Origin of the sequence: Vibrio splendidus, from assembly GCF_002873455.1 — a bacterium.
Classification (GTDB): domain Bacteria; phylum Pseudomonadota; class Gammaproteobacteria; order Enterobacterales; family Vibrionaceae; genus Vibrio; species Vibrio splendidus_J.
In genome coordinates this window covers 258,888-282,338 of sequence record NZ_MCUN01000013.1, presented here as the reverse complement: position 1 = coordinate 282,338, position 23,451 = coordinate 258,888, and the positions used below count along the sequence as shown (strand labels likewise).

Annotated in this window: 19 protein-coding genes, 1 riboswitch and 1 other annotated feature; of the genes, 11 read left to right on the top strand and 8 right to left on the bottom strand. The window is 43.6% G+C overall.

Annotation, left to right across the window (positions count from 1 at the left end):
* Window position 1 precedes the first annotated feature (1 nt).
* The 3 genes from BCU75_RS13995 to bioA all read right to left on the bottom strand — a co-directional run bounded on the left by BCU75_RS13995 (window position 2) and on the right by bioA (window position 6,177).
* On the bottom strand, window positions 2-1,153 hold the full coding sequence (locus tag BCU75_RS13995; protein ID WP_102474221.1) for an EAL domain-containing response regulator: 1,152 nt from the start codon (window positions 1,151-1,153) through the stop codon (window positions 2-4).
* On the bottom strand, window positions 1,150-4,755 hold the full coding sequence (locus BCU75_RS13990) for a hybrid sensor histidine kinase/response regulator (protein WP_102474220.1): 3,606 nt from the start codon (window positions 4,753-4,755) through the stop codon (window positions 1,150-1,152). The genes BCU75_RS13995 and BCU75_RS13990 overlap by 4 nt, the downstream gene beginning before the upstream one ends.
* Before the next feature lie 144 nt (window positions 4,756-4,899).
* Window positions 4,900-6,177 (bottom strand): adenosylmethionine--8-amino-7-oxononanoate transaminase, encoded by a 1,278-nt coding sequence (bioA, locus tag BCU75_RS13985; RefSeq protein ID WP_102474219.1) that lies wholly within the window; start codon window positions 6,175-6,177, stop codon window positions 4,900-4,902.
* Window positions 6,178-6,336: 159 nt separating this feature from the next.
* Here bioA and bioB point away from each other — a divergent pair, with 159 nt between their 5' ends.
* The 4 genes from bioB to bioD are packed head-to-tail and all read left to right on the top strand — an operon-like array spanning window position 6,337 to window position 10,071.
* Window positions 6,337-7,389, top strand: a complete 1,053-nt coding sequence (bioB, locus tag BCU75_RS13980) for a biotin synthase BioB (RefSeq protein ID WP_004734551.1) — start codon at window positions 6,337-6,339, stop codon at window positions 7,387-7,389.
* Complete coding sequence (gene bioF, locus BCU75_RS13975; RefSeq protein ID WP_102474218.1) at window positions 7,376-8,587, top strand: 8-amino-7-oxononanoate synthase; 1,212 nt, start codon at window positions 7,376-7,378, stop codon at window positions 8,585-8,587. Before bioB ends, bioF begins: the two co-directional genes overlap by 14 nt.
* Entirely contained in the window at window positions 8,588-9,391 is an 804-nt protein-coding gene (bioC, locus tag BCU75_RS13970) for a malonyl-ACP O-methyltransferase BioC (RefSeq protein WP_102474217.1), read from the top strand.
* Window positions 9,388-10,071: a dethiobiotin synthase gene (gene bioD / locus BCU75_RS13965; RefSeq protein WP_102474216.1), complete on the top strand. Its 684-nt coding sequence runs from the start codon at window positions 9,388-9,390 to the stop codon at window positions 10,069-10,071. Before bioC ends, bioD begins: the two co-directional genes overlap by 4 nt.
* 115 nt (window positions 10,072-10,186) lie before the next feature.
* Here the strand turns inward: bioD and BCU75_RS24440 are convergent, their stop codons facing one another.
* Entirely contained in the window at window positions 10,187-10,354 is a 168-nt protein-coding gene (locus BCU75_RS24440; protein WP_017073327.1) for a hypothetical protein, read from the bottom strand.
* A 277-nt stretch (window positions 10,355-10,631) separates the two neighbouring features.
* Between BCU75_RS24440 and htpX the strand changes: the two genes are divergently transcribed.
* Complete coding sequence (gene htpX, locus BCU75_RS13960) at window positions 10,632-11,495, top strand: protease HtpX (protein WP_102474215.1); 864 nt, start codon at window positions 10,632-10,634, stop codon at window positions 11,493-11,495.
* A gap of 293 nt (window positions 11,496-11,788) precedes the next feature.
* On the opposite strand, the gene purB is transcribed toward htpX, so the two are convergent.
* The 3 genes from purB to mnmA form a co-directional block, all read right to left on the bottom strand.
* On the bottom strand, window positions 11,789-13,159 hold the full coding sequence (gene purB, locus BCU75_RS13955; protein WP_076676660.1) for an adenylosuccinate lyase: 1,371 nt from the start codon (window positions 13,157-13,159) through the stop codon (window positions 11,789-11,791).
* A 143-nt stretch (window positions 13,160-13,302) separates the two neighbouring features.
* A complete protein-coding gene (gene hflD / locus BCU75_RS13950) occupies window positions 13,303-13,920 on the bottom strand; it encodes a high frequency lysogenization protein HflD (RefSeq protein ID WP_102474214.1) in 618 nt (205 codons plus the stop codon).
* A 47-nt stretch (window positions 13,921-13,967) separates the two neighbouring features.
* Window positions 13,968-15,104, bottom strand: a complete 1,137-nt coding sequence (gene mnmA / locus BCU75_RS13945) for a tRNA 2-thiouridine(34) synthase MnmA (protein WP_076676655.1) — start codon at window positions 15,102-15,104, stop codon at window positions 13,968-13,970.
* A gap of 203 nt (window positions 15,105-15,307) precedes the next feature.
* Between mnmA and BCU75_RS13940 the strand changes: the two genes are divergently transcribed.
* Window positions 15,308-15,577, top strand: coding sequence for a hypothetical protein (locus BCU75_RS13940; RefSeq protein ID WP_010439986.1), 270 nt, complete (start codon window positions 15,308-15,310; stop codon window positions 15,575-15,577).
* A 102-nt stretch (window positions 15,578-15,679) separates the two neighbouring features.
* The gene (locus BCU75_RS13935; protein ID WP_004734568.1) at window positions 15,680-16,984 is read left to right on the top strand and encodes an inosine/guanosine kinase; all 1,305 of its coding nucleotides are present in this window, start codon (window positions 15,680-15,682) and stop codon (window positions 16,982-16,984) included.
* A 172-nt stretch (window positions 16,985-17,156) separates the two neighbouring features.
* Here BCU75_RS13935 and BCU75_RS13930 read toward each other — a convergent pair whose 3' ends face one another.
* Complete coding sequence (locus BCU75_RS13930; protein ID WP_076676653.1) at window positions 17,157-17,567, bottom strand: H-NS family nucleoid-associated regulatory protein; 411 nt, start codon at window positions 17,565-17,567, stop codon at window positions 17,157-17,159.
* A 364-nt stretch (window positions 17,568-17,931) separates the two neighbouring features.
* A riboswitch (Lysine riboswitch) is annotated at window positions 17,932-18,109 on the top strand.
* Between the two features lie 112 nt (window positions 18,110-18,221).
* On the opposite strand from BCU75_RS13930, the gene BCU75_RS13925 reads away from it, so the two are divergent.
* From BCU75_RS13925 to hisC, 4 genes are all read left to right on the top strand, one after another.
* Entirely contained in the window at window positions 18,222-19,814 is a 1,593-nt protein-coding gene (locus tag BCU75_RS13925; protein ID WP_102474213.1) for a Na+/H+ antiporter NhaC family protein, read from the top strand.
* 188 nt (window positions 19,815-20,002) lie between these two features.
* Window positions 20,003-20,138 (top strand) — a sequence feature (His leader region).
* A gap of 53 nt (window positions 20,139-20,191) precedes the next feature.
* Complete coding sequence (gene hisG, locus BCU75_RS13920; protein ID WP_076676647.1) at window positions 20,192-21,088, top strand: ATP phosphoribosyltransferase; 897 nt, start codon at window positions 20,192-20,194, stop codon at window positions 21,086-21,088.
* Window positions 21,088-22,389, top strand: a complete 1,302-nt coding sequence (gene hisD, locus BCU75_RS13915) for a histidinol dehydrogenase (protein ID WP_102474212.1) — start codon at window positions 21,088-21,090, stop codon at window positions 22,387-22,389. Before hisG ends, hisD begins: the two co-directional genes overlap by 1 nt.
* Window positions 22,390-22,398: 9 nt before the next feature.
* Window positions 22,399-23,439, top strand: coding sequence for a histidinol-phosphate transaminase (gene hisC / locus BCU75_RS13910; protein ID WP_102474211.1), 1,041 nt, complete (start codon window positions 22,399-22,401; stop codon window positions 23,437-23,439).
* Window positions 23,440-23,451 lie beyond the last annotated feature (12 nt).

Sequence of the window (23,451 nt, the reverse complement as noted above, 5' to 3'; positions counted from 1 at the left end):
TTTATTTTAAGTTGTTTGCTGACGTGAATTCCGAAAAGCTTGCTGGCTTGGACGTAATAAAACCTTGGTATTTGGTCATGCCAATTGTTTTTAAGTATTCAAGGTCTTGTTGTTGTTCAATACCTTCGACGATACAAGAAAGCCCTAGGTTTTCTGCTAAGTTGATGCAAGCTTTTGTTAGAATCTGATTCTTTTTGTTTTCGCTAATATTGTTTACAAAACTGCGATCTACTTTTAATTCAGTAAATGGCAGGCTTGATAGTTGTGACAGAGAGGCGTAGCCAGTGCCGAAGTCGTCAACCGATAGCCCAACACCTAACATGTTCAGTTTCGCGATATTTTTATAACAGTGCGCGTCAAGCAAGATCGTTTCATGCTCTGTGAGCTCTAGAGTCAGCAGTGATGGCTCGATTTTGTACTTGTTACATAAGCTTGCAACTTGATCCGCAATTTCGAGTTTTAACGTCGATTGCTCAATGTTGATCGCGAAGTGGATCGGCTTACGCATTGATGAAATGTCTTTGAGAGCCAGTTCAAGCACAGTAAAGAAAAGTCGATCCATTAAGCCAAGTTGGCGCAAAGCATCCATAAAATGGAAAGGGGTTAGCAATCCCAATTCAGGGTGCATAATACGTGCAAGTACCTCAACCCCAATCAGTGTCGATTGTTCTACGGAATGTTGCGTCTGATAAGCGTTGGTAAACCACTCCTTTTCAAAGGCTTCAATCGTTTGCTGCTCACTCAAGGTTACTGCGGTTGGCAAGATAGATTTAGCGGTTTGAGTGCGTTTGTATGTCGACAGTAAGCGTTGTATATGTGTTTCATCTACCGGCTTCGGTATTGCTTCGACTTCGTTGTAACCAATGAGATTGCACATGCTTTTTGTCGAATCCAGTGCAGCATCAGCCATAGCGCTCAAAATGACGACCGTTTGTATGGATGCCTGTGCCTCTGGGGAAGCCAACAGTGTTACGCCATCTATTTGTGGTAGCTGAAGATCACAGAATGCAATATCAAAACGATGTTGTTTACATAGCTCTATCGCATCTTCACCATTGTATGCGGTGTAGACTTCGTCAACGCTATAGCGTTTGAGTAGGATCTGAATTTGCGTCGCTTGTAAGAGTGAATCCTCAACGATGAGAATTTTCATAGTGAATCTAACCTGTTTATAACTGCATGAGCTGAGGCAATAGCCAAATCCAACTCTTCAATTAGCTTGTGACAATACATAGGGTTTTCCGTATTTTGTTCACAATCCTTTGCAGCATAATTTAGAGAGTCTAATCCTAGTAAACTCGCTGATCCCTTTATCCTATGCGCTATTGCTTTGATGTTTGGGTTTGCCTCTAACAGCATCGCTTTGTCTAAGCTGAACGAGTCCAAGATGACGGTCGCCATCTGAAGTTGTTCTTCCGGGCTGTAGTTTTTCGCCCAGGATTGACCTGCTGCTTTTTCTTGCTGAGGCAGTAACGTTTCGAGTGCGTATGCGAGCTCTTCAAACGAGTAGGGCTTATAAATCACTTGATCCATTCCCACGTGTTCAGCTTTCTCTATCACTAACTTTGAGTCTTCGGCGGTACAACCAATAATGGGTAGGTGCTTAAACTTATCGAGCGAGCGAATCTTTTCAGTCAGTTGATAACCATCCATGTTCGGCATATGACAATCCGTGATGACGATGTCCACGAGCCTCTCGTTGCTCTCTAGTTCTTCCATCGCTTCTTGCCCATCTTTTACAATGATCGTTGTTAAGCCAAAGCGCTTGAGCTGTTTGGCAAATAGCAAGCGGTTAATGGGATCGTCATCGGCGATCAGCACGGTACCAGCAAAGTGGTATTCGATAGCCGGCGTGTGAGCCACACTTTTACCTTGCGAAGTAATATCGCTGAGCAGTAAATCTGGATACAAGTTCTGCCACTGTGTGGAACGCTCAATCACCGGACCATAATCATTCATTTGACTATCGATTTTCCAAGCTTTAAGCCACGACAATACTTCTCTGTCTTCGCAAGAGATTGGAGTGTTGACGATGATAGGAATTGTGCCGCCTTTGATTGGCAGCGTAATAGTGACTTTTGTCCCCAAGCCTAGTTTACTTTCGATGTTCAACTCGCCGTTCATCATGTTCACAAGGCGTTGAACCACTGTTATGCCAAGGCCTGTGCCGCCGTAACGTCGGCTGATACTGTGGTCACCCTGTGCGAAAGGTTGAAAAGCTCGAGTGATCTGCTGATCTGACATTCCGCAACCTGTATCTGTAATCGTTAATTGCAGTTGCGTGGCAGATGCTTTAACGGAAACTAAAATGAAGCCATCTTCAGTGAATTTAATGGCATTATTTAGAAGGTTATTGAGTATTTGTGTCGCTCTTAACCAGTCTAAACTTGCGCTCGCGATTGCGTTCATTTTCCAATCAAGTTTGAATTGAAGATTGTTTAATCGCGCATTTGTCTCAAAGGTTCTAAAAATAGGGCACAGTTCTTCATAGATGTTGCTCACCTTAGACTCTAAATGAAGCTGATTAGCCTCCATTTTTGAGATGTCGAGAATATCGCTGACAAGCAGCTTTAAGCGCTCCGCAGATAACTGAGCATTGCTAAGAAGCTCCACGTCATCTTTATTTTCTATTTTGGTACTCAGCAGTTCCATAAGGCCAATCATGGCTGCAATCGGTGTACGCAGTTCATGGCTAACGATCGCTAAGAATAGATCTCGAGCTTTGATCGCCTCTTGAGCTTTTTTATTTGAAACTTCGAGCTCACGCTGCTGTTTCTCCCACTTTGTCAGGTCATCGAGCACGGTCACTATGTAAGAATCATCTTTCGGTGCGTTTTCGAGGTATTGGCGAATCACCCTAAAGTGTTGCTCGCCGCTACTGCAATTACATTTTATGGTGCTCCAGATACCAAGTTTGTCACTCAATTGTTCATCCTGATCATTGAGCCAGCAAAAACTTGGTCTTTCTCCATGAGCCAGAGAACGGCATGCAGACATCTGCTTATCGAAAGCGCTGTTCGCTAGAATCAATTGACCATTTTGGTCATGAATAGCAATGAGGCTAGGTAGGTTGTCTAGTAGATCAGTTAACCACTGGATCTGATCGTAGCTACGTTGCTCTGATAACTGAGCACGCGTTAGTGATAAAGACAGTCTACGTGTTCTTACCAAACCAAAAATGGTCAACGCGAACACTATGCATGAGATCATTAGGGTATAAGCGATAATACGCTCTTTACTGTAGCCATATTGTGCAGTGATGTTGTGATGCTTCAGGGTCAATAAGTCGATTTCATTTTGTGTGGTCAATGACACCGCTGAATTAATCACATTCTGTAAGAATGTAGAGTCTTTACGAAGAATGACGCCCATTTTTCGAGAAAGTGGTGCGCTTTCGTCACTCGCGATAATATGAAAGATATTGCCATACCCGTTATAGACATAAAGATTCGCGATGCTTTGAGGAATGTACGCGTGAGTGATCTTTCCATTGCTCATATCATTGATTAGAGAGTCAATATCTTGATATAGGACTGCGTCTGCCAAGTCAGCATTGAGAGAGTCTTTTTGAATAAAATAACCGGTTCTATCGAGTATCGCAGTGCGTTTAACATCCCACGGTTTATTGGCTTCTGTGTAAGCCCAATCAAGCGTCATAAAAGGTTGGCTGAATTGGAACTCTTGATTGTTGGGTTGCTCGACATCGAACCCCGGTAGGAATTCGACCTCTCTGTTTCTCAACATATCGACAATGTCTTTGCCGTCTGGTGGGATGTATTCAAAAGAAACACCAAGCTTTCTTGAGATTAATGCTACTGCGTCATGAATAAATCCAACCGTTTTTTTACTTGCAGGATCCAAATAAGAATATGGGTATGTGTTTTCACTTACGGTGTATCGAATAGTGTGACGATCATATTCACCTTCTAGTACTTGATTAATCAAATCATCATAAAAATGGAAGAAATAATCTGAGTAACGTAGGGCAATATCTTCGGCGTTACTAATGAGTAAGCGATCGACGATTGATTTCAGTTGCTTATCTTCTTTTCTCATCATTATTTGAATACTAAAAGAAGGTATCTCTCTCGAGTATTCCAAATTACCTTGCCATTCTCCAGGGGTCACAACAGAGTAATAGCTTTGTATGGATGTCAAATCGAGAACGGTAGCGTCCGCATTACCTACCGAAAGAGCAGTAATTAACTCGGGGGTATTGTTTACAAATATGATTTTAGAGTTACCTTGGTCTTTGATGACCTGACAAAACATTGAATTGCGAATACAAGCCCACGTTAGCTCTTTCTTCGAATTATTTTGCGTGTTTTCGTCTCGGTACCAATACACATTGGGTATTTCGTACAGGTTGCTAGAAAAAGCGAAATGCTCATCACGCTCTTTTGTTTGAGCATAACCAAAGGTTAGGTCGGCCTCTCCGTTCTTAATGGCCTTATGTAGAGCTCGAGAAGATAAGTAATCTTTAACAACTATGTCGATACCCAGTTTTTGTTCTAATAATTGAACAATTTCGGATTCGGATCTGTGATTCTTATTTACAATGAGATCTTCCCACATTCGTTTATAGACGTAGGTAGGTTTGGCAATAACAATCGTTTTCTTTGAACGTAGATAATTGAGTTGTTCATCACTGAGGTTTATTTCAGAGGCAAGGCTTTGAAAAGATAAAGGCAGTAGAGAAAAAAAGCAGATTAAAAAATTTTTCATAATATTCGAGACTATATAAAGTCTCGGCATTTTATGATGAGTATTTATCCAATAGGTAATACTCTTTTTCTATTTATTTCTATGGTTAAGATTAATCTTATTTGTCGATTTTATACTTTCAAAAATAACAGATAGAAACATCCAATTAAGGCGTTTCTATCTGTTGTTACTGGTTTATTTAAAGCAAGCTGGATCCTTGATTGCTGAATCGATTGACTTCACAAGTTGTTGAATATGTTCCGGTTTGCTAATGAAAGGAGGCATCATATAAATCAACTTACCAAATGGACGGATCCAAACGCCTTGATCAACAAAGTGCGCTTGGATGGTTTCCATATCGACAGGCGTGTGAGTTTCAACGACGCCAATAGCCCCCAACCAACGAACGTCTTTAACCCGTTCATGCTCGAGTAGAGGCGGTAGTAACTCAGAGAAGAGTTGTTCAATCTGTTGAGTCTGATTTTGCCAATGACCTTGCTCTATGATGGACAAGCTTGCCGCACCCACTGCGCAAGCCAATGGGTTACCCATGAAGGTTGGCCCGTGCATAAAACACCCCGCTTCACCGCCACATACGGTGTCAGCGACTTCTTTACTCGCCAGCGTTGCTGAAAGGGTCATGTAGCCACCAGTTAGCGCCTTACCTACACATAAGATATCCGGTTGAATATCGGCATGTTCGCAAGCAAAAAGTTTCCCTGTACGGCCAAATCCGGTCGCAATCTCATCCAAGATCAGCAAGACGTTGAATTCATCACACAGCAAGCGAACCTGTCTCAGAAATTCAGGATGGTAGATACGCATACCGCCAGCACCTTGAACGATTGGCTCTAAGATCACGGCAGCAACTTCTTGGTGGTGTGCGGCTAGCTTTTCTTTAAAGCTGTTGATGTCGTTTGCGTCCCATTGATCCCAAAATCCCGTTTTTGGTGAATCAGCAAAAATGTGCTCAGGTAAAAAGCCTTTGTAGAGGCTGTGCATCGAGTTATCTGGATCAGTCACCGACATCGCCGCAAAGGTATCACCGTGGTAGCCATCTCTCAGCGTGAGGAATTTTGAACGAGGTTGTCCTTTAGCATGCCAGTATTGGAGAGCCATCTTGAGGCTAACCTCTACGGCTACTGAACCTGAATCGGCCAAGAATACATGTTCTAGATTACTGGGTGCTAGATTCAAAAGTTTCTTACATAAATCAATAGCGGGCTGGTGGGTAATACCACCGAACATAACGTGTGAAACTTTGTCTATTTGACCGTGAGCCGCAGCATTAAGTTCTGGATGATTGTAGCCATGGATGGTTGACCACCAAGATGACATACCATCAATAATTCGTTTTCCGCCTTCTAATTCTAGGTAAACACCGTCTGCGTTGGTGATTGGGTAGCAGGTCAGAGGTGTTAACGTTGATGTATAGGGATGCCAGATATGCTGGCGATCAAAGGCGAGATCCATAGTAACTTCCATTCTTAATGTGATTAAAAAATAACCAGATGTAAACTTTTTATATTATCAATGTGTTGACAGTCTAAAGCTTGTCGGTAGACTAGCCAAGCATAAATGCAATCTCTATTGATAGAGATGAAACATCAAATAATAAAAAAGGATCGACACGTGGAAGTTCGTCATGACTGGACAGTTGCTGAAGTAACAGCACTGCTTGAAAAACCGTTTATGGATTTAATGTTTGAAGCTCAAGTCGTTCATAGACGGTACCAAGAGCACAACCACGTGCAAGTAAGTACGCTTTTATCGATAAAGACGGGTGCTTGTCCTGAAGACTGTAAGTACTGCCCTCAAAGTGCTCACTACCGAACGGATGTCGACAAAGAACGCTTAATGGAAGTCGAACGTGTTTTGGATGCTGCGCTAAAAGCTAAGAATGCGGGCTCAACTCGCTTCTGTATGGGCGCGGCATGGAAAAACCCGAAAGAGCGCGATATGCCTCACCTAACTGACATGATCAAAGGTGTGAAAGGCATGGGTTTGGAAACCTGTATGACACTAGGCATGTTAACGCCCGATCAAGCAGGTGAGCTAGCGGATGCGGGTTTAGATTACTACAACCATAACCTTGATACGTCTCCTGAGTTCTACGGCAGCATCATTACTACTCGTACTTACCAAGATCGTTTAGATACCTTATCTCACGTGCGTGATGCCGGTATGAAGATTTGCTCTGGCGGCATCATTGGTATGGGGGAAAGTACCAATGACCGTGCTGGCTTACTTGTTGAACTTGCTAACCTTCCTGTACACCCTGAAAGTGTGCCAATCAACATGCTCGTAAAAGTGAAAGGCACACCGATGGAAAACGTCGACGATGTTGAGTCTTTCGATTTTATCAAGCTGATTGCGATTGCTCGTATCATGATGCCAATGTCTGCGGTTCGTTTATCTGCAGGCCGTGAGAATATGAACGAACAGATGCAAGCGATGTGCTTCATGGCTGGCGCTAACTCTATCTTCTACGGTTGTAAGCTACTGACTACACCAAACCCAGATGAAGACACGGATATGCAGCTGTTTAAGAAGTTAGGTATCAACAGCCAACAAGTGGCTCAGAAGCCTGATGAAATTCAAGAAAACGAACTGTTAGATCAAGTGGTGGAGCGCGTTGCTGCTCGTCCAACGAAAGATGACATGTTCTACGATGCCACTGTTTAAATCTCGCATCAAAAGTGCCCTTGCTCATCGCCGTGAGCAAGGGTTAACTCGTCAACTCAAGGTACTCGAAAACAGCAATAGTCCTTTGCTTACTAGCGAAGGTTCTAGCTTCATTAACTTTTCGAGTAATGATTACTTAGGCTTGGCGAACGATCCCGAACTGGTCGATGCATGGCAAACCGGACTTTCCCAATATGGTGCTGGCAGTGCAGCATCGCCATTGGTCACGGGCTTTAGTCCTGCTCATCGAAATTTAGAGGCTCAGCTGTGTGAATGGTTTGGCTTTGAGCGTGCCATTCTCTTTAGTTCTGGTTTCAGTGCTAATCAAGCTTTGTTGTTTTCTCTGCTCGAAAAAGACGACTCTCTGTTGCAAGACAAACTTAACCACGCCTCCTTGATGGAAGCGGGGATACTTTCACCTGCAACCATGAAACGCTTTAAGCACAACGACACGCAACATTTAGAGTCGCTATTAAGCCGATCTCCACAATCCTTGGTCGTGACTGAAGGTGTGTTCAGCATGGATGGCGATCAAGCGCCTCTCAGCCAGATATCTAACCTGACTAATCGATATGACAGTTGGTTGGCGGTTGATGATGCCCACGGTATCGGCGTATTAGGTGATAGAGGGGCAGGGAGCTGCAGTGCGGCACAAATAACACCTGATGTTTTGGTGGTGACCTTTGGTAAAGCATTCGGCCTTTCAGGTGCTGCGATTCTTTGTTCGTCAGAGGTGGGTGACTACTTAACTCAGTTTGCTCGTCATCATGTTTATTCGACAGCAATGCCACCTTCACAAGCCGTGGCTTTGTCTCATGCGTGTCAGATGATTCAAACGCAAGAGTGGCGTCGTGAAAAGCTCCAAGAACTTGGTGCTATTTATTCAGAGCAGATGAGTGGCGTGAAAGGTTTTATTGATACTCAGACTCCGATTAAGCCGTTTGTGATTGGCGAAGCTCAAGCTGCGTTATCTATTGCCGAAGAGTTGAAGCGTAACCAAGCTTGGGTAACGGCGATAAGGCCACCAACAGTTCCGACAGGGACTGCTCGTTTACGAATTACGTTAACGGCCAACCACAGTCAGAAACAGATTCTTCAGTTAACTGACTCGTTGATCCAAGCAATAGAACGGAACATCGCATTAAGCTTTGAATCGAACACTGAAACAAACACCGAATTGAATAATGAGGCTCAGTAAATGTCACAAGAAGCAGTAGTGCATAATTACGTAGGCCAAGATAAGAGTGCGATTGCTGAAGCTTTCGGTAAAGCAGCCGAAACCTATGATAAACACGCTGAGTTTCAACGTGACGTCGGCCATCGTCTATTGGATAAACTACCGAACGATCTCTCAGGTTTAAAGGTATTGGATTTAGGCTGCGGTACTGGTTATTTTTCTGAACAGATGATGAAACGTGGTGCTGAAGTGGTATGCGCCGATCTATCTATCGGAATGTTGAAAAAGGCAAAGCAACGTTGTGGTACATCGGTCTCTTTATATCAACAAGCTGATGCCGAGCAACTCCCATTCCAAGATGGGTGCTTTGACGTTGTTTTTTCTAGCTTAGCGTTGCAATGGTGTGACGACTTATCGTTACCTTTAAGAGAAATGAAGCGTGTAACCTGTGACGGAGGGCAAGTAATTTTCTCAACTTTGCTTGAAGAGTCACTATTTGAGTTAAAAAAATCGTGGAGCAAAATTGACACACATCAACACGTTAACCATTTTATTACAATCAATCAGGTAAAAATTGCGTTAGCGCAATCTAGCTGTACGGCTCATCAACTAGACTTGCCCACCATTATCGTTTGGTACGACACTGCGTTTGAACTGATGCGCGACCTTAAAGGTATTGGCGCAAATCACGTAAGTGGTCGCTCACAAGGTTTAACAAGTCGCCGCATGTTGCAGCTTGTTGAACGGGAATATCGAGAGTTCAAAAACCATCAAGGTTTCTTACCAGCAACATATCAAGTTTGTTTAGGGGTTATTCAATTATGATTGATGCATTATTTATTGCAGGTACGGATACCGAAGTGGGAAAAACTGTGGTTTCAAAAGCGATCCTTCAAGCTTTGGCCGCACAAGATTTATCAACAATTGGTTATAAGCCAGTTGCTGCTGGGTGTGAACAATATCCTGAAGGGTTACGTAATAGTGATGCATTGCATCTTCAAGAAGCGGCGACGCAAGATGTTGCTTACGAAGACGTTAACCCTTACGCATTGCTGCTCCCATCATCGCCTCACATCGCTGCAAAGCATGACGGTGTCGTGGTTGATGAAGCGGTATTATCAGCGAAGCTAGAAGAGCATAAGCAAAACTCTGACATCGTTTTAGTTGAAGGTGCTGGTGGTTGGCGTGTGCCGGTTTCAGATGACGAATACTTATCTAGCTGGGTTAAAAAAGAGCAGCTTCCGGTTGTCCTGACAGTTGGTATTAAGCTTGGCTGTTTGAGCCACGCCCTGTTAACTGCTGAAGCGATTCGTGCCGACGGCCTAAACCTAGTAGGTTGGGTTGCAAACCGTATTAACCCGGGTACTGAGCATTACGCCGAGATTATTACGATGCTTGAAGACAAGCTAGGTGCGCCGAAGTTAGGTGAAATCCCCTACGTACCAAGAGCAAAGTCTAAGAACATTGGTAAGTACATTGATGTGCAGCCTTTGCTTGCGCTTTAATACCCACTTTGTGTACTAAATAAGAAAAGGGCTGCGATTGCAGCCCTTTTGCTATTTTAAGCCTTTAGACCATAAGTTTATAAAAAAATTGGTCTTTCAATAAGCAAGCTTGGGGTTAATGTTCTTTTGTAAGTCCCATTAGTGCTTGCTGTGTTTCTGTGATTTTTACCTGTGCCGTTTGCGGTGTTAGGATTCCGATCTGCTTTTTTGCTTCTTCTTCAGTAATCCCTAGGTGACAGCACAGTAAATCGATAGCCATTTGAGTGTTAGTACCTTCAACCATGATTCTTCCCTTGTTGTACATGGACTAGCCAATAAATCATCTGAGGTCACTGTAAACGGATTGTTATATCGACACCATACGACTTAGGTCTAATAGACCGTGGTTAATTCGAATACAGTCTCGTAATCAAATGTTGCAATTTAATGCTTAACCTTGTTTTCTTAATCTAAGACTATATGTATAAGTAAGTATAAGTCTTCAAGGTTGCGATAAATTGCTGTCTGCCTTGTCTATAACAATAAGTTTTATAAAAACAGCTTTCATGCGGAGATAAGTAATGAAGCGAGTAATGTTGTTCCTTGCAACCAACCTTGCGGTTGTATTGGTACTAAGTGTTGTTCTTAATATTGTATACGCTGTCACAGGTATGCAACCAGGAAGCCTTTCAGGTCTGTTGTTAATGGCTGCGGTCTTTGGTTTTGGCGGTTCATTCATCTCATTAATGATGTCAAAGAAAATGGCGCTACGCTCAGTAGGCGGCATGGTCATTGAAAGCCCGCGTAACGAAACTGAACATTGGTTGATGGAGACGGTAAGCCGTCAGTCTCAACAAGTTGGTATTGGTATGCCAACAGTGGCGATCTACGACTCGCCGGACATCAACGCATTCGCGACGGGTGCTAAGCGTGACGATTCATTGGTAGCGGTATCAACAGGCCTGCTACATAACATGACGCGTGATGAAGCTGAAGCAGTATTGGCGCATGAAGTTAGCCATATCGCGAACGGTGACATGGTGACAATGACGCTAATGCAAGGTGTTGTGAACACGTTCGTTATCTTCTTATCTCGTTTCATCGCCAACATTGTTGCGTCGAATGACAACGAAGAAGAAGGCGGCAGCAACATGATGGTGTACTTCGGTGTGTCAATGGTGCTGGAATTGGTATTTGGTTTCTTAGCAAGCTTCATTACGATGTGGTATAGCCGTCATCGTGAATTCCATGCTGATGCCGGTGCTGCGAACCTAGTCGGTAAAGAAAAGATGATTGCAGCGCTTGAGCGCCTAAAGGTGAGCCATGAGCCACAACTAGAAGGTTCTATGATGGCGTTTGGTATTAATGGTAAGAAGTCTCTTACTGAGCTTCTAATGAGCCACCCACCGCTAGACAAGCGTATTGCGTCTCTACGTAACCTGTAATCGCGACGTATTCTGTAGTCGATAAGCTACATTTGAAAGGCTTCCTTCGGGAGGCCTTTTTTGATCTTGGCATTCAACCGAGGGCTATGCGTTGGGTGAACCAGGGTTATTGTGGCAGAGTGTTACGATATTTATTGGGTGATACCGCACGGGCTTAAATGAGTAGGGCGATTAGGTTGGATTGTTTTGTGTTCTTTTGCTGACGGCATTTGTACTCAATACAATTATTTCGCTCAACAAAAAGGCTTCCACATGGGAAGCCTTAGTCTATTTTGTGATTCGAAATTCGAATCTTACAGCTTGTCAGTTAGCTCGATAGCTTGACCGATGTAGTTCGCTGGAGTCATCTCTTTCAGACGAACTTTCTCGTCTTCAGGAATCTCAAGACCATCGATGAATGCACGCATACCTTCGCCATCTACACGTTTACCACGAGTTAGCTCTTTTAGCTTCTCGTATGGCTTCTCGATGCCGTAACGACGCATTACTGTTTGTACTGGTTCAGCCAATACTTCCCAGTTCTTGTCTAGTTCAGCCAGTAGCGCAGCACGGTTAACTTCAAGCTTGCTAATACCTTTCAGAGTCGAAGTGTATGCAATGATTGCGTAGCCAACACCCACACCTAGGTTACGAAGAACCGTAGAGTCAGTAAGGTCACGCTGCCAGCGAGAAACTGGAAGTTTTTGTGCAAGGTGGCTGAATACCGCGTTAGCTAGACCAAGGTTGCCTTCAGAGTTTTCGAAGTCAATTGGGTTAACTTTATGCGGCATTGTAGAAGAGCCGATTTCGCCAGCAATAGTCTTCTGCTTGAAGTGACCAAGAGCGATGTAGCCCCAAACGTCACGGTCGAAGTCTAGAAGGATTGTGTTGAAACGAGCAACAGCATCAAACAGCTCAGCGATGTAATCGTGAGGTTCAATTTGAGTTGTGTACGGGTTCCAAGTTACGCCAAGAGATTCAGTGATGAACTCTTCGCTGAACTGGTGCCATTCAACTTCAGGGTATGCAGAAATGTGTGCGTTGTAGTTACCTACAGCGCCGTTGATTTTCGCTAGGATCTCAACGCTTTCGATTTGCTTGTATTGACGTTCCATACGGTACGCAACGTTAGCCATCTCTTTACCCATAGTAGAAGGAGAAGCTGGCTGACCGTGTGTACGAGACAGTAATGGAATATCACGGTACTCGTTCGCAAGTGCTTTGATAGCATCAATTACGTTACGGATTTCTGGAAGAATCACAGTGTCACGAGCTTCTTTAAGCATCAGCGCGTGAGAGGTGTTGTTGATGTCTTCAGAAGTACATGCAAAGTGAATAAATTCGTTTACAGCGTGAAGTTCAGGAACGCCAGCAACTTTCTCTTTCAAGAAGTACTCAACCGCTTTAACGTCGTGGTTAGTCGTGCGCTCGATCTCTTTGATACGTAGAGCATCTTCTTCACTGAAGTTAGCTGCTAGTTCATCAAGAAACTGGTTAGCTTCTGCACTGAACGCTGGTACTTCTTTGATTGCATCTGTAGCTGCAAGCTTTTGTAACCAACGAACTTCAACGATAGAGCGGTACTTTAGTAGGCCAAACTCACTAAAGATGCTGCGTAATGCAACAGTCTTGCTTCCGTAACGGCCGTCTACTGGTGAAACAGCAGTCAATGCTGACAGTTCCATGGTGTTCTCCTGAATTGAGTTTTCTAAATTTTGAGAGGTTTATACCAGTAACAATCTCAATTGTCACGCACATTGCGCAATCGTTTGCGTGAGAATTGTGTTGGTACAAAAAACAAGCTCGCGACAAGGCGCGAGCTAATAAATTACATTCTAGCTAATAGGATTTGAGCCTGCTCGATCATCTTTTTACGACCGAAGATAAGATGGCGGCGTTTACCACCAACTTGGCGCCACAATACAGCGCTTCGAATCCCTGATAGAAGCAGGGCGCGAACCTTATGCTGGCTCGATGTCTGTTGAAGTACAGATGGCGTACCAGAAACCTGAATGCGAGGGCCGATAGGGCTCACTACGTCTAAGTAGATGCTCGCAAGGTTGCTGATCATTTGCTCGTCAAACAGATCAAAGTGTTCAATTTGACGTTCTGCGGTTTGAATGCGATCGCCAAGCTGAGACATAGAGTCGTTACGAGAAGATAGCTTACGCTCAAGTGCCATTAAGCTGATGATATAGCGAGTAATATCGCTCCCAGCTGGAGTACTGTCGATACCTTTTACTAAGCACTCAAGGCCAAGCTTTAGGTTCGCTTCACGTCCAAACACACCCACGGTGTTCGCCGGGTTGGTATTTAAAATGGCACTGAGTGAAGCTTCGAGGGCATCTTTATCACAATGGCCGTCTTTCGCTACTTGTTGAACCAAAGCCACAGCTTGGCAAATTCCAGCGAAAGCAATAGTACGGTCATAAAGTGTATTAGCCACGTAGTAACTCCTAGTTGTCTTCTATTGTTTGTCGTTCGTTTAATTAGTTAGATGCGTTTTTCGATGATACCACCACCAAGACAGACTTCGTCGAGGTAGAACACTGCCGATTGACCAGGGGTCACAGCAATTTGTGGTTCATCAAAAATAACCTTAATGTTCTCATCATCAATTGGGATGATTGTACAAGGAATATCGGTTTGACGGTAACGTGTTTTTACCGTGCATGTCATAACTTCAGTAATTGGTGTGCGATTAACCCAGTGAAGCTGAGATGCGAACAAACCTTCTGATTTAAGAAGCGGATGGTCTTTACCTTGAACCGCGATCAGAACGTTGCGTTTAAGATCTTTTTCGCCAACAAACCATGGTTCTTCGTTACCGCCACCACCTTTAGTGCCGCCAATATGAAGGCCTTTACGCTGACCCAAAGTGTGGTACATCAAGCCTTGGTGTTGACCAATGACTTGTCCTTCAGGTGTCTCGATATTACCCGGTTGAGCAGGTAGGTATTTACCTAAGAACTCAGTGAACTTACGCTCACCGATAAAGCAGATGCCTGTTGAATCTTTCTTCTTCGCTGTGATTAAGTCTTGCTCTTCAGCAATGCGGCGTACTTCAGGCTTCTCTAATTCACCAACAGGGAACAGGCTGCGTGCCACTTGATCTGAACTTAGCGTGTAAAGGAAATAGCTTTGGTCTTTGTTGCCGTCCAGACCGCGTAGCATTTCTGGTTTTACGCCAGCATCCAGCTCTTCTTGTGTTGGGAAAGTACGACGAACATAGTGACCCATCGCGATGTAGTCTGCGTCTAATACTTCATCCGCAAACTCTAAGAATGCTTTGAATTTGATTTCTTTGTTACAAAGGATGTCTGGGTTTGGTGTACGACCTGCTTTGTATTCTTCAAGAAAGTATTCGAATACATTATCCCAGTACTCTGCTGCAAAGTTGATAGTGTGAAGGTGGATACCTAGTTTGTCACATACCGCTTGAGCATCAGCAAGGTCTTCAGCTGCCGTGCAGTATTCTTCGTTATCGTCTTCTTCCCAGTTTTTCATGAAAAGGCCTTCTACCTGATAGCCTTGTTGCTGAAGAAGATACGCCGATACTGACGAATCTACACCGCCGGACATACCGACAATTACTTTTTTTTCGCTGTTTCCAGAGCTGATATCTGACATGTCTAAACACCGTTACTATTACTTGGTCGCAGATTCTAACAGAAAGAGAAAGGCCGTGACAGATCCGAGACCGGAATCACAGTTTCATTTGCACAAATAATGCGCTGACTTTGTTAGAGAATCGCATGAGAGCGAGGTGACTCGCTAGGATGTCAGAAGTATATGTGGCATAGTCGCTCGAAATCCAAGACCTGAGATAAAAAATGTCTGAACAAAATGAATTTATGCAAGAAGAAGAGCTGATTGAGATTATCGAGAACCAACTTGAAGATGGCGAACCAGTGAAAGTGAAAGAGACGCTGATGCGTTTGATGATGACAGGTACTCCTCGTGAAGAGGCAATTGCGGCTATGGCATGTGCACTGGCAATTGAAGTATTTGACGTGATGAAAAACGGCGCTGAGTTTAATCAAAAACGTTACGCCGAGCATTTGGGTATGCTGCCTGATTTAAGCTTTATGGAAGGCGAATAAAAAAATAGCCTAGCAAACGTTTGCTATAGTTTGAAAGATTGCCGCGTTAAATATAGCGCGGTAGAATCCGCCACCTATTTCCCCTTGACTTAGACTAGCCTTATGAAATTCCCTGGACAACGTAAATCAAAGCACTATTTTCCGGTTCACGCTCGTGACCCTTTAGTAAGCCAAGCTCAAACTAGTAAAAGAATGTCACGTACTCATATTATCGGTATTGACCAAACTTTGGTGGATATTGAAGCGAAAGTGAGTTCTGAGCTAATCGAAAAATACGGCCTAAGTAAGGGACACTCACTGGTTATCGGTGATGAAGCTGCTGAATCCTTATATCAAGAATTAAAAGAACAGTGCCTGATCACCAATGAATACGCTGGTGGTACGATCGGTAACACATTACACAATTACTCAGTATTGGCGGATGACCGTTCAACGCTATTGGGTGTAATGAGCCAAGATATTAAAATTGGTAGTTATGGCTACCGCTATTTATGTAATACATCAAGCAGAATGGATCTGAACCATTTACAAGGGGTAGATGGCGCAATCGGTCGCTGCTTTGCATTAATTACAGAAGATGGTGAACGTACTTTCGCAATTAGCGAAGGACAAATGAACCAATTAAAACCAGAAAGCATTCCTGAGAAAATTTTCAAAAGTGCTTCTGCTTTAGTGTTAACGGCATATTTAGTTCGTTGTAAACCAGGTGACCCGATGCCTGAAGCAACAATGAAAGCTATCGAATACGCGAAGAAATACGATGTGCCTGTTGTTTTAACTCTCGGTACTAAGTTCGTTATTCAAGATGATCCAGAGTTCTGGAAAGATTTCCTTGAACAACACGTCACCGTTGTTGCAATGAATGAAGACGAAGCTGAAGCCTTAACAGGAGAAAGCGATCCTCTTGCTGCTTCAGACAAAGCACTAGAGTGGGTAGACTTAGTTCTATGTACGGCAGGCCCTGTTGGCTTATTCATGGCGGGTTATACTGAAGACGCGGTGAAGCGTGAAACTTCATTGCCGTTGTTACCAGGCTCGATTGCAGAATTTAACCGCTATGAGTTTAGCCGTCCTGCACATAAAGAGTTATGTGACAACCCAACGAAAATCTATTCGCATATCGCGCCTTACATGGGTGGTCCAGAAAAGATCAAGAATACCAATGGAGCAGGGGATGCGGCGCTGTCGGCTTTATTACATGATATGGCAGCAAATAAATATCATAAAGAAAATGTACCGAATTCTAGCAAGCACCAACATGCATTTTTAACGTATTCATCTTTCTCACAAGTTTGTAAATATTCAAACCGTGCAAGTTATGAAGTGTTGGTTCAGCACTCTCCTCGCTTGTCTCGCGGCCTTCCTGAAAGAGAAGATAGTCTAGAAGAAGCATACTGGGAAAGATAAGATATTTTTATCTTTTTCATTTATATTTCTAATAGTGAAATATAAAAAAGGCTCCGAAAGGAGCCTTTTTTGTTTCTGAATATATTGAAGCCGTAAATAATACTTTAGTCGACTTAATATTAATTCTATTGCTTAGTGTTTTATTGATTATTCACTTAGCAAACACGATGCCTTAAAGAGCAAACTCTTCTAGAGATTTACCAGCATCTAGTTGTTCTTGGATAGCTGAAGGCGTACGACCTTGACCTGTCCAAGTCTTCTCGTCGCCGTTTGCGTCTACGTATTTGTATTTCGCTGGGCGAGGAGCGCGTTTAGCTTTAGTCGCTTTAGATTTTGCTTCACCAGAAAGTGCAGCAATAAGATCTGCAACATCAATTCCGTCTTTTGCAATTTGTTCAGCAATAGCAGAAAGCTTAGCTTCTTGCTCTGCTTTAGCAGCACGTTCTTCAGCTTCAGACTCTTGACGCTCTTGTACAACAATAGTCAGCTTGTCTAGCGCTTCTTCAAGTTGCTCAAGAGTTAATTCACGTGAGAACGCACGAAGGCTGCGGATATTTAATAGAGTTTTTGTTAATTCAGACATGATATTTCCCATCAAGGTAAACTAAATAATCACCCTAATAATAAACAGAGCCTAGGAATAAAACAAATAGTATTTCTTGTATTGGTTATTTAAATATAAAAGTGAGATGAATAGTTGAAAAAGAAACGACTCACTTTTGATGAATTTATAATAATTATTAAGATTATCTTAAAAATCGATATGTGACTGGTGGAGTAATTGTTTTCTGTGGACTATTTTTTTATTGATTAGTTCATTAACAAAAAGACATTTTTGTCGGAATGATATGTTGCATTGTTGCTCTTGATGGGTACAATTGCGGCTACCTGATGCGGTACTTTGGTTAATTTGTTGTTAAACTCTGGTTTACGCAGTTAATAATGTTATCGCACGTAGAGGCGCAATTATAAAAAGTAGTTTTCGTTGGGGTGATGCCAATGAACGGGAATGAAAGGTGTAATTGCCGAAGTAAGTTGTATATCTAAACAATTTGCTGGGGTTGTGCTCAATAGGTACAACACTGCCATAGTCTTAATTTTAAACTATGGAGCGCTACTGTAGGGTTGGGTGAAGTGTTCACTTCCCTTTCGCTTAGTTCAACATGAGCTTGATAAGCCGTATCAAGTTTGTCTGCAGTAGATCTCTAGCCAAATAAAAAACTGGTTTTTGAAGATCATGAATTTAATAGATTTTGCAACATCACCTTTATCGCTGCTTCCTCCTTTGGTTGCATTGACTCTAGCTATTGTTACCCGCCGTGTATTGGTTTCCTTAGGTGTTGGTATCGTTATGGGTGCGATTCTACTTGCTGACTACTCAGTAGGTAACGCAGCTAGTTACGTGTTTACCAAAGCATCTGGTGTTTTCATCGAAGATGGTGGTATTAACACTTGGAACATGAGCATCATCGCATTCCTAATTATTCTCGGAATGACAACTGCATTACTCACACTATCTGGTGGTACTCGCGCATTCGCTGAATGGGCGCAGTCTCGTGTGAAGAGCAAACGTGGTTCAAAACTACTTGCTGCCTTCTTAGGCGTATTCATCTTTGTTGATGATTACTTCAACAGCTTAGCGGTAGGTGCTATCTCTCGTCCTGTAACAGACCGCTTCTACGTATCTCGCGCTAAGTTAGCTTATATTCTAGATTCTACCGCTGCTCCAATGTGTGTGATTATGCCGGCTTCTAGTTGGGGCGCTTACATCATCACTATTATTGGTGGCATCTTAGTGACACACGGTGTGACTGAGTATTCTGCACTGGGTGCTTACGTTCGTCTTATCCCAATGAACTTCTACGCTGTGTTCGCACTATTAATGGTGTTTGCCGTTGCATGGTTCGGTCTAGACGTTGGTAAGATGCGTGAACATGAGATCGAGGCATCTCAAGGCCGTGGCTTTGAAGGCGACAACGATCAAAAGCAAGCTCACGATCTAAACGAAGAGCTAGACATTCAAGAGAGCGAAAACGGTTCTGTCTCTGATCTGGTCATGCCAATCGTATCGTTAATCGTAGCGACGGTTGCTGCAATGCTTTACACCGGTGGTCAAGCGCTAACGGCTGACGGTCAAGCATTCAACCTGCTTGGTGCGTTCGAAAATACAGATGTAGGCAAGTCTCTTGTTTACGGTGGTGTTTTAGGCCTGCTTGTTGCGCTAGCGACTGTATTTAAGCAAAAGCTACCAATGTCTGATATCGCAAGAACAATGTGGATCGGTGCTAGCTCTATGTTTGGCGCTATCCTGATTCTTGTGTTCGCTTGGACTATCGGTTCTGTCATCGGTGACATGAAAACCGGTTCTTACCTATCATCACTTGCGACAGGCAACATTGATTACCACTGGCTACCCGTTATCTTGTTCCTCCTTGCTGGCCTAATGGCGTTCTCGACAGGTACATCATGGGGTACGTTCGGCATTATGCTACCTATCGCGGGTGATATGGCTGCAGCCTCTGACATCGCGCTAATTCTGCCTATGTTAAGTGCGGTTCTAGCGGGTTCTGTATTTGGCGACCATTGTTCTCCAATCTCAGACACAACGATTCTGTCTTCTACAGGTGCTCGTTGTAACCATATTGACCACGTATCGACTCAGCTTCCTTATGCGCTGTCTGTGGCGTTCGTATCGTGTATCGGCTTTATCACTCTAGGTATGACATCATCAACTGGCATTGCATTCGGTGCCGCGTCTCTAACGTTTGTTGCTGTATGTTTTGCATTGGCTTATTTCTCTCGCTGTAAAATGGCGTCGTGCAAAAGCTAATCATCATCTGATTGAATAATAAAAAGGGAGGCTGTGGCTTCCCTTTTTTGTGCCTGTTAAATTAATTTTAACTTTAGTGAAAAAAGTTCGAATAAATGGTTGAAAAAGGATGTCAGCTTAGTTAGTGTGGAGACAAGACAGCAAACAACCTAAGAGCCGATAAGTATGCGTAAATTAGTAATGAACATTCATCACCATCATCACCCTATCTAGTCTTTCGGGGAGATTTACGTATACCCGGGAGCAAGAATTCTCCCGGAGGTTAAGTCAAAGAATTTAGATTTAAACCCTCGGGACGACAAAGTCTTCCGAGGGTTTTTTAGTTTTAGCACTTTTAAATAATCAATAAATTCAAATATTTGCACAGGGATACAGCAATGCAGACACAACGCCTAAGAATCGCAATTCAAAAGAAAGGTCGCTTAAGTAAAGAGTGCCAAGATTTACTTAAAAAATGCGGTGTTAAATTTAACATCATGGGTGAGCAGTTAGTTGTTCATTCACTAAATATGCCAATCGACTTGTTACTGGTTCGTGATGATGACATCCCAGGTCTTATCATGGACGGTGTCGTTGACCTAGGTTTCATTGGTGAGAATGAACTAGAAGAAGTTCGCCTAGACCGTATCGCTCTAAAAGAGCCATCACAATTTCGTACACTACGTCGTTTAGATTTCGGTGGTTGCCGTCTTTCTATCGCTATCAACAAAGATGAAGAATACAACGGCCCACAAGATCTTGCGGGTAAACGTATTGCGACAACTTACCCACAACTACTTAAAGCCTACATGGATGAGCAGGGTGTTGAATTCAGCACTTGTATGCTAACAGGCTCGGTTGAAGTTGCACCTCGTGCTGGTCTAGCGGACGCTATCGCAGATTTGGTTTCTACAGGCGCTACGCTAGAAGCGAACGGTCTGAAAGAAACGGAAGTTATCTTCCAATCTAAAGCAACACTGATTCAACGCACTGGCGAATTTGATGCAGACAAAATAGCATTGATTGAAAAACTATTGACTCGTATGCAAGGTGTTCAACAAGCGAAAGAGTCGAAGTACATCATGCTTCATGCGCCAACGTCTCAGCTAGAGCAAATCAAAGCGCTATTGCCTGGCGCTGAAGATCCAACTGTTCTTCCTCTATCAACAGACAAAGACAAAGTTGCGGTTCACTTAGTTAGTACTGAGAACTTGTTCTGGGAAACTATGGAACAGCTTAAAGAGTTGGGTGCAAGCTCGATTCTAGTATTACCAATCGAAAAAATGATGGGGTAGTGACGATGAGAACCGTTGTTTGGCAATCTTTAAGTGAATCACAGCAAGACTCGGTACTAGAGCGTCCAGCTATTACTGAAGGTGCAAACATCACAGCGACTGTTTCTGATGTTATTGCAAAAGTACGAAATGAAGGCGATGCCGCACTTAAAGAACTGACTGAAAAGTTTGATCGTGTGACTCCTAAATCTATTCGAGTCAGCTCGACTGAGATTGAAGAGGCATGTGCTCGTTTAACTCCAGAAATGAAGCAAGCGTTAGAACAAGCTTATAGCAATATAGCTAAGTTCCACGAAGCTCAGAAGCCGCAACCAATTAAGGTTGAAACACAACCAGGCGTTGTGTGTGAGCAAGTGACACGCGCTATTAATACTGTTGGACTTTATATTCCGGGTGGCAGCGCGCCACTCCCGTCAACGGTTCTTATGTTAGGTGTACCCGCTCAAATCGCGGGTTGCCGCAAGGTTGTGCTTTGTTCACCTCCGCCAATCGCCGATGAAATATTGTATGTCGCTAATCTGTGTAAAATCGACGAGGTTTACAATGTTGGTGGTGGTCAAGCCGTTGCTGCCATGGCTTACGGTACAGAGAGTGTCTCTAAAGTAGATAAAATTTTCGGTCCTGGTAATGCGTACGTCACTGAAGCTAAACGCCAAGTGAGTAACGACTTCCGCGGCGCAGCGATTGATATGCCGGCAGGCCCATCGGAGGTGATGGTGATTGCAGATGAAACAGCCGATGCTGACTTCATTGCTGCTGATCTATTGAGCCAAGCTGAACACGGCCCTGATTCTCAGGTTGTATTGGTAACACCATCGCCAGTTATTGCAGATCAAGTAACCGATGCGGTGCAGAAACAACTGAAAGAACTGTCTCGCGCTGACATCGCTCAGCAAGCATTAGCGTCTAGCTTGATTATCATTGCTGAATCGATCACTCAAGCCATCGCAATTTCGAATTTCTACGGTCCTGAGCACTTGATTGTTCAGACCAAGAACCCGCGTGAATTGCTGCCATTGCTGGATAATGCAGGTTCAATCTTCTTGGGCGACTGGTCTCCAGAGTCTGCAGGTGACTATGCATCAGGTACAAACCACGTTCTTCCTACTTACGGCTATACCAAAACCTATTCAAGTCTAGGTTTGGCTGATTTCTCTAAGCGTATGACGGTACAAGAGTTAACGGCTGATGGCTTGAAAGGCCTAGCGCCAACGGTAGTCACAATGGCGGAAGCCGAAGGTTTGGATGCTCACAAGCGTGCTGTGACTATCCGAGTTGAAAAGTTAAACAGAGCGAAGTAAGGGCGGAGCATGGAAAAGTTAGCAAGAAAACAAGTTCAGGCTCTAACACCTTACTTGTCTGCAAGACGCATTGGCGGCAGCGGAGATGTATGGTTGAACGCCAATGAATCTCCGTTTGATAACGAGTACAGCCTAAATCTGACTCGACTTAACCGCTACAGTGAATGTCAGCCAAAAGAATTAATCGATGCTTACGCACAATATGCAGGTGTAACACCAGAGCAAACGCTAACGACTCGTGGCGCTGACGAAGGCATTGAGTTACTGATTCGTGCTTTTTGTGAGCCAAACGAAGATGCGATCCTTTACTGTCCACCGACTTACGGTATGTACGCAATCAGTGCGGAAACCATTGGTGTTGAGCGCAAGGTAGTGCCTTTGACCGCTGAATGGCAATTAGATCTTCCCGCTATTGAAGCTCAACTAGACAACGTGAAAGTGGTGTTTGTTTGTAGCCCAAACAACCCAACGGGTAACTTGGTTGATCGTAAAGACATCATCAAACTACTTGAAATGACGCAAGACAAAGCGATTGTGGTGATGGATGAAGCGTATATCGATTTCTGTCCAGAAGCGTCAACGGTCGACTTGCTTAAGCAATATCCGAACCTTGCGATTCTGCGTACCTTGTCGAAAGCTTTTGCTCTGGCGGGTTTACGTTGTGGCTTTACGCTGGCGAACAAAGCGCTTATCGATGTACTGTTGAAAGTGATTGCGCCTTACCCAGTTCCAATTCCAGTCGCTGATATTGCCGTTCAAGCGCTTTCTGAACAAGGGCTTGCGCGAGCGAAGTTCCAAGTTTTGGATTTAAGTGCTAACCGAGCGTATTTGCAAGCGGGTCTGTTGGGTATACCTCAAGTGACAGTATTTGATGGGTGGGGTAACTACCTGCTGGTTAAATTCCCGAACGGCGATGAGTTGTTCAAAGCAGCTTGGGATACGGGCATCATCTTGCGTAATTCACCAATTGAAGACTGTGTTCGTATTAGTATTGGTAACCGCGAAGAGTGCGAAAAGACACTTGGATTCATTCGTAACTTTTTTCAGTAACGAAAGGCTTAC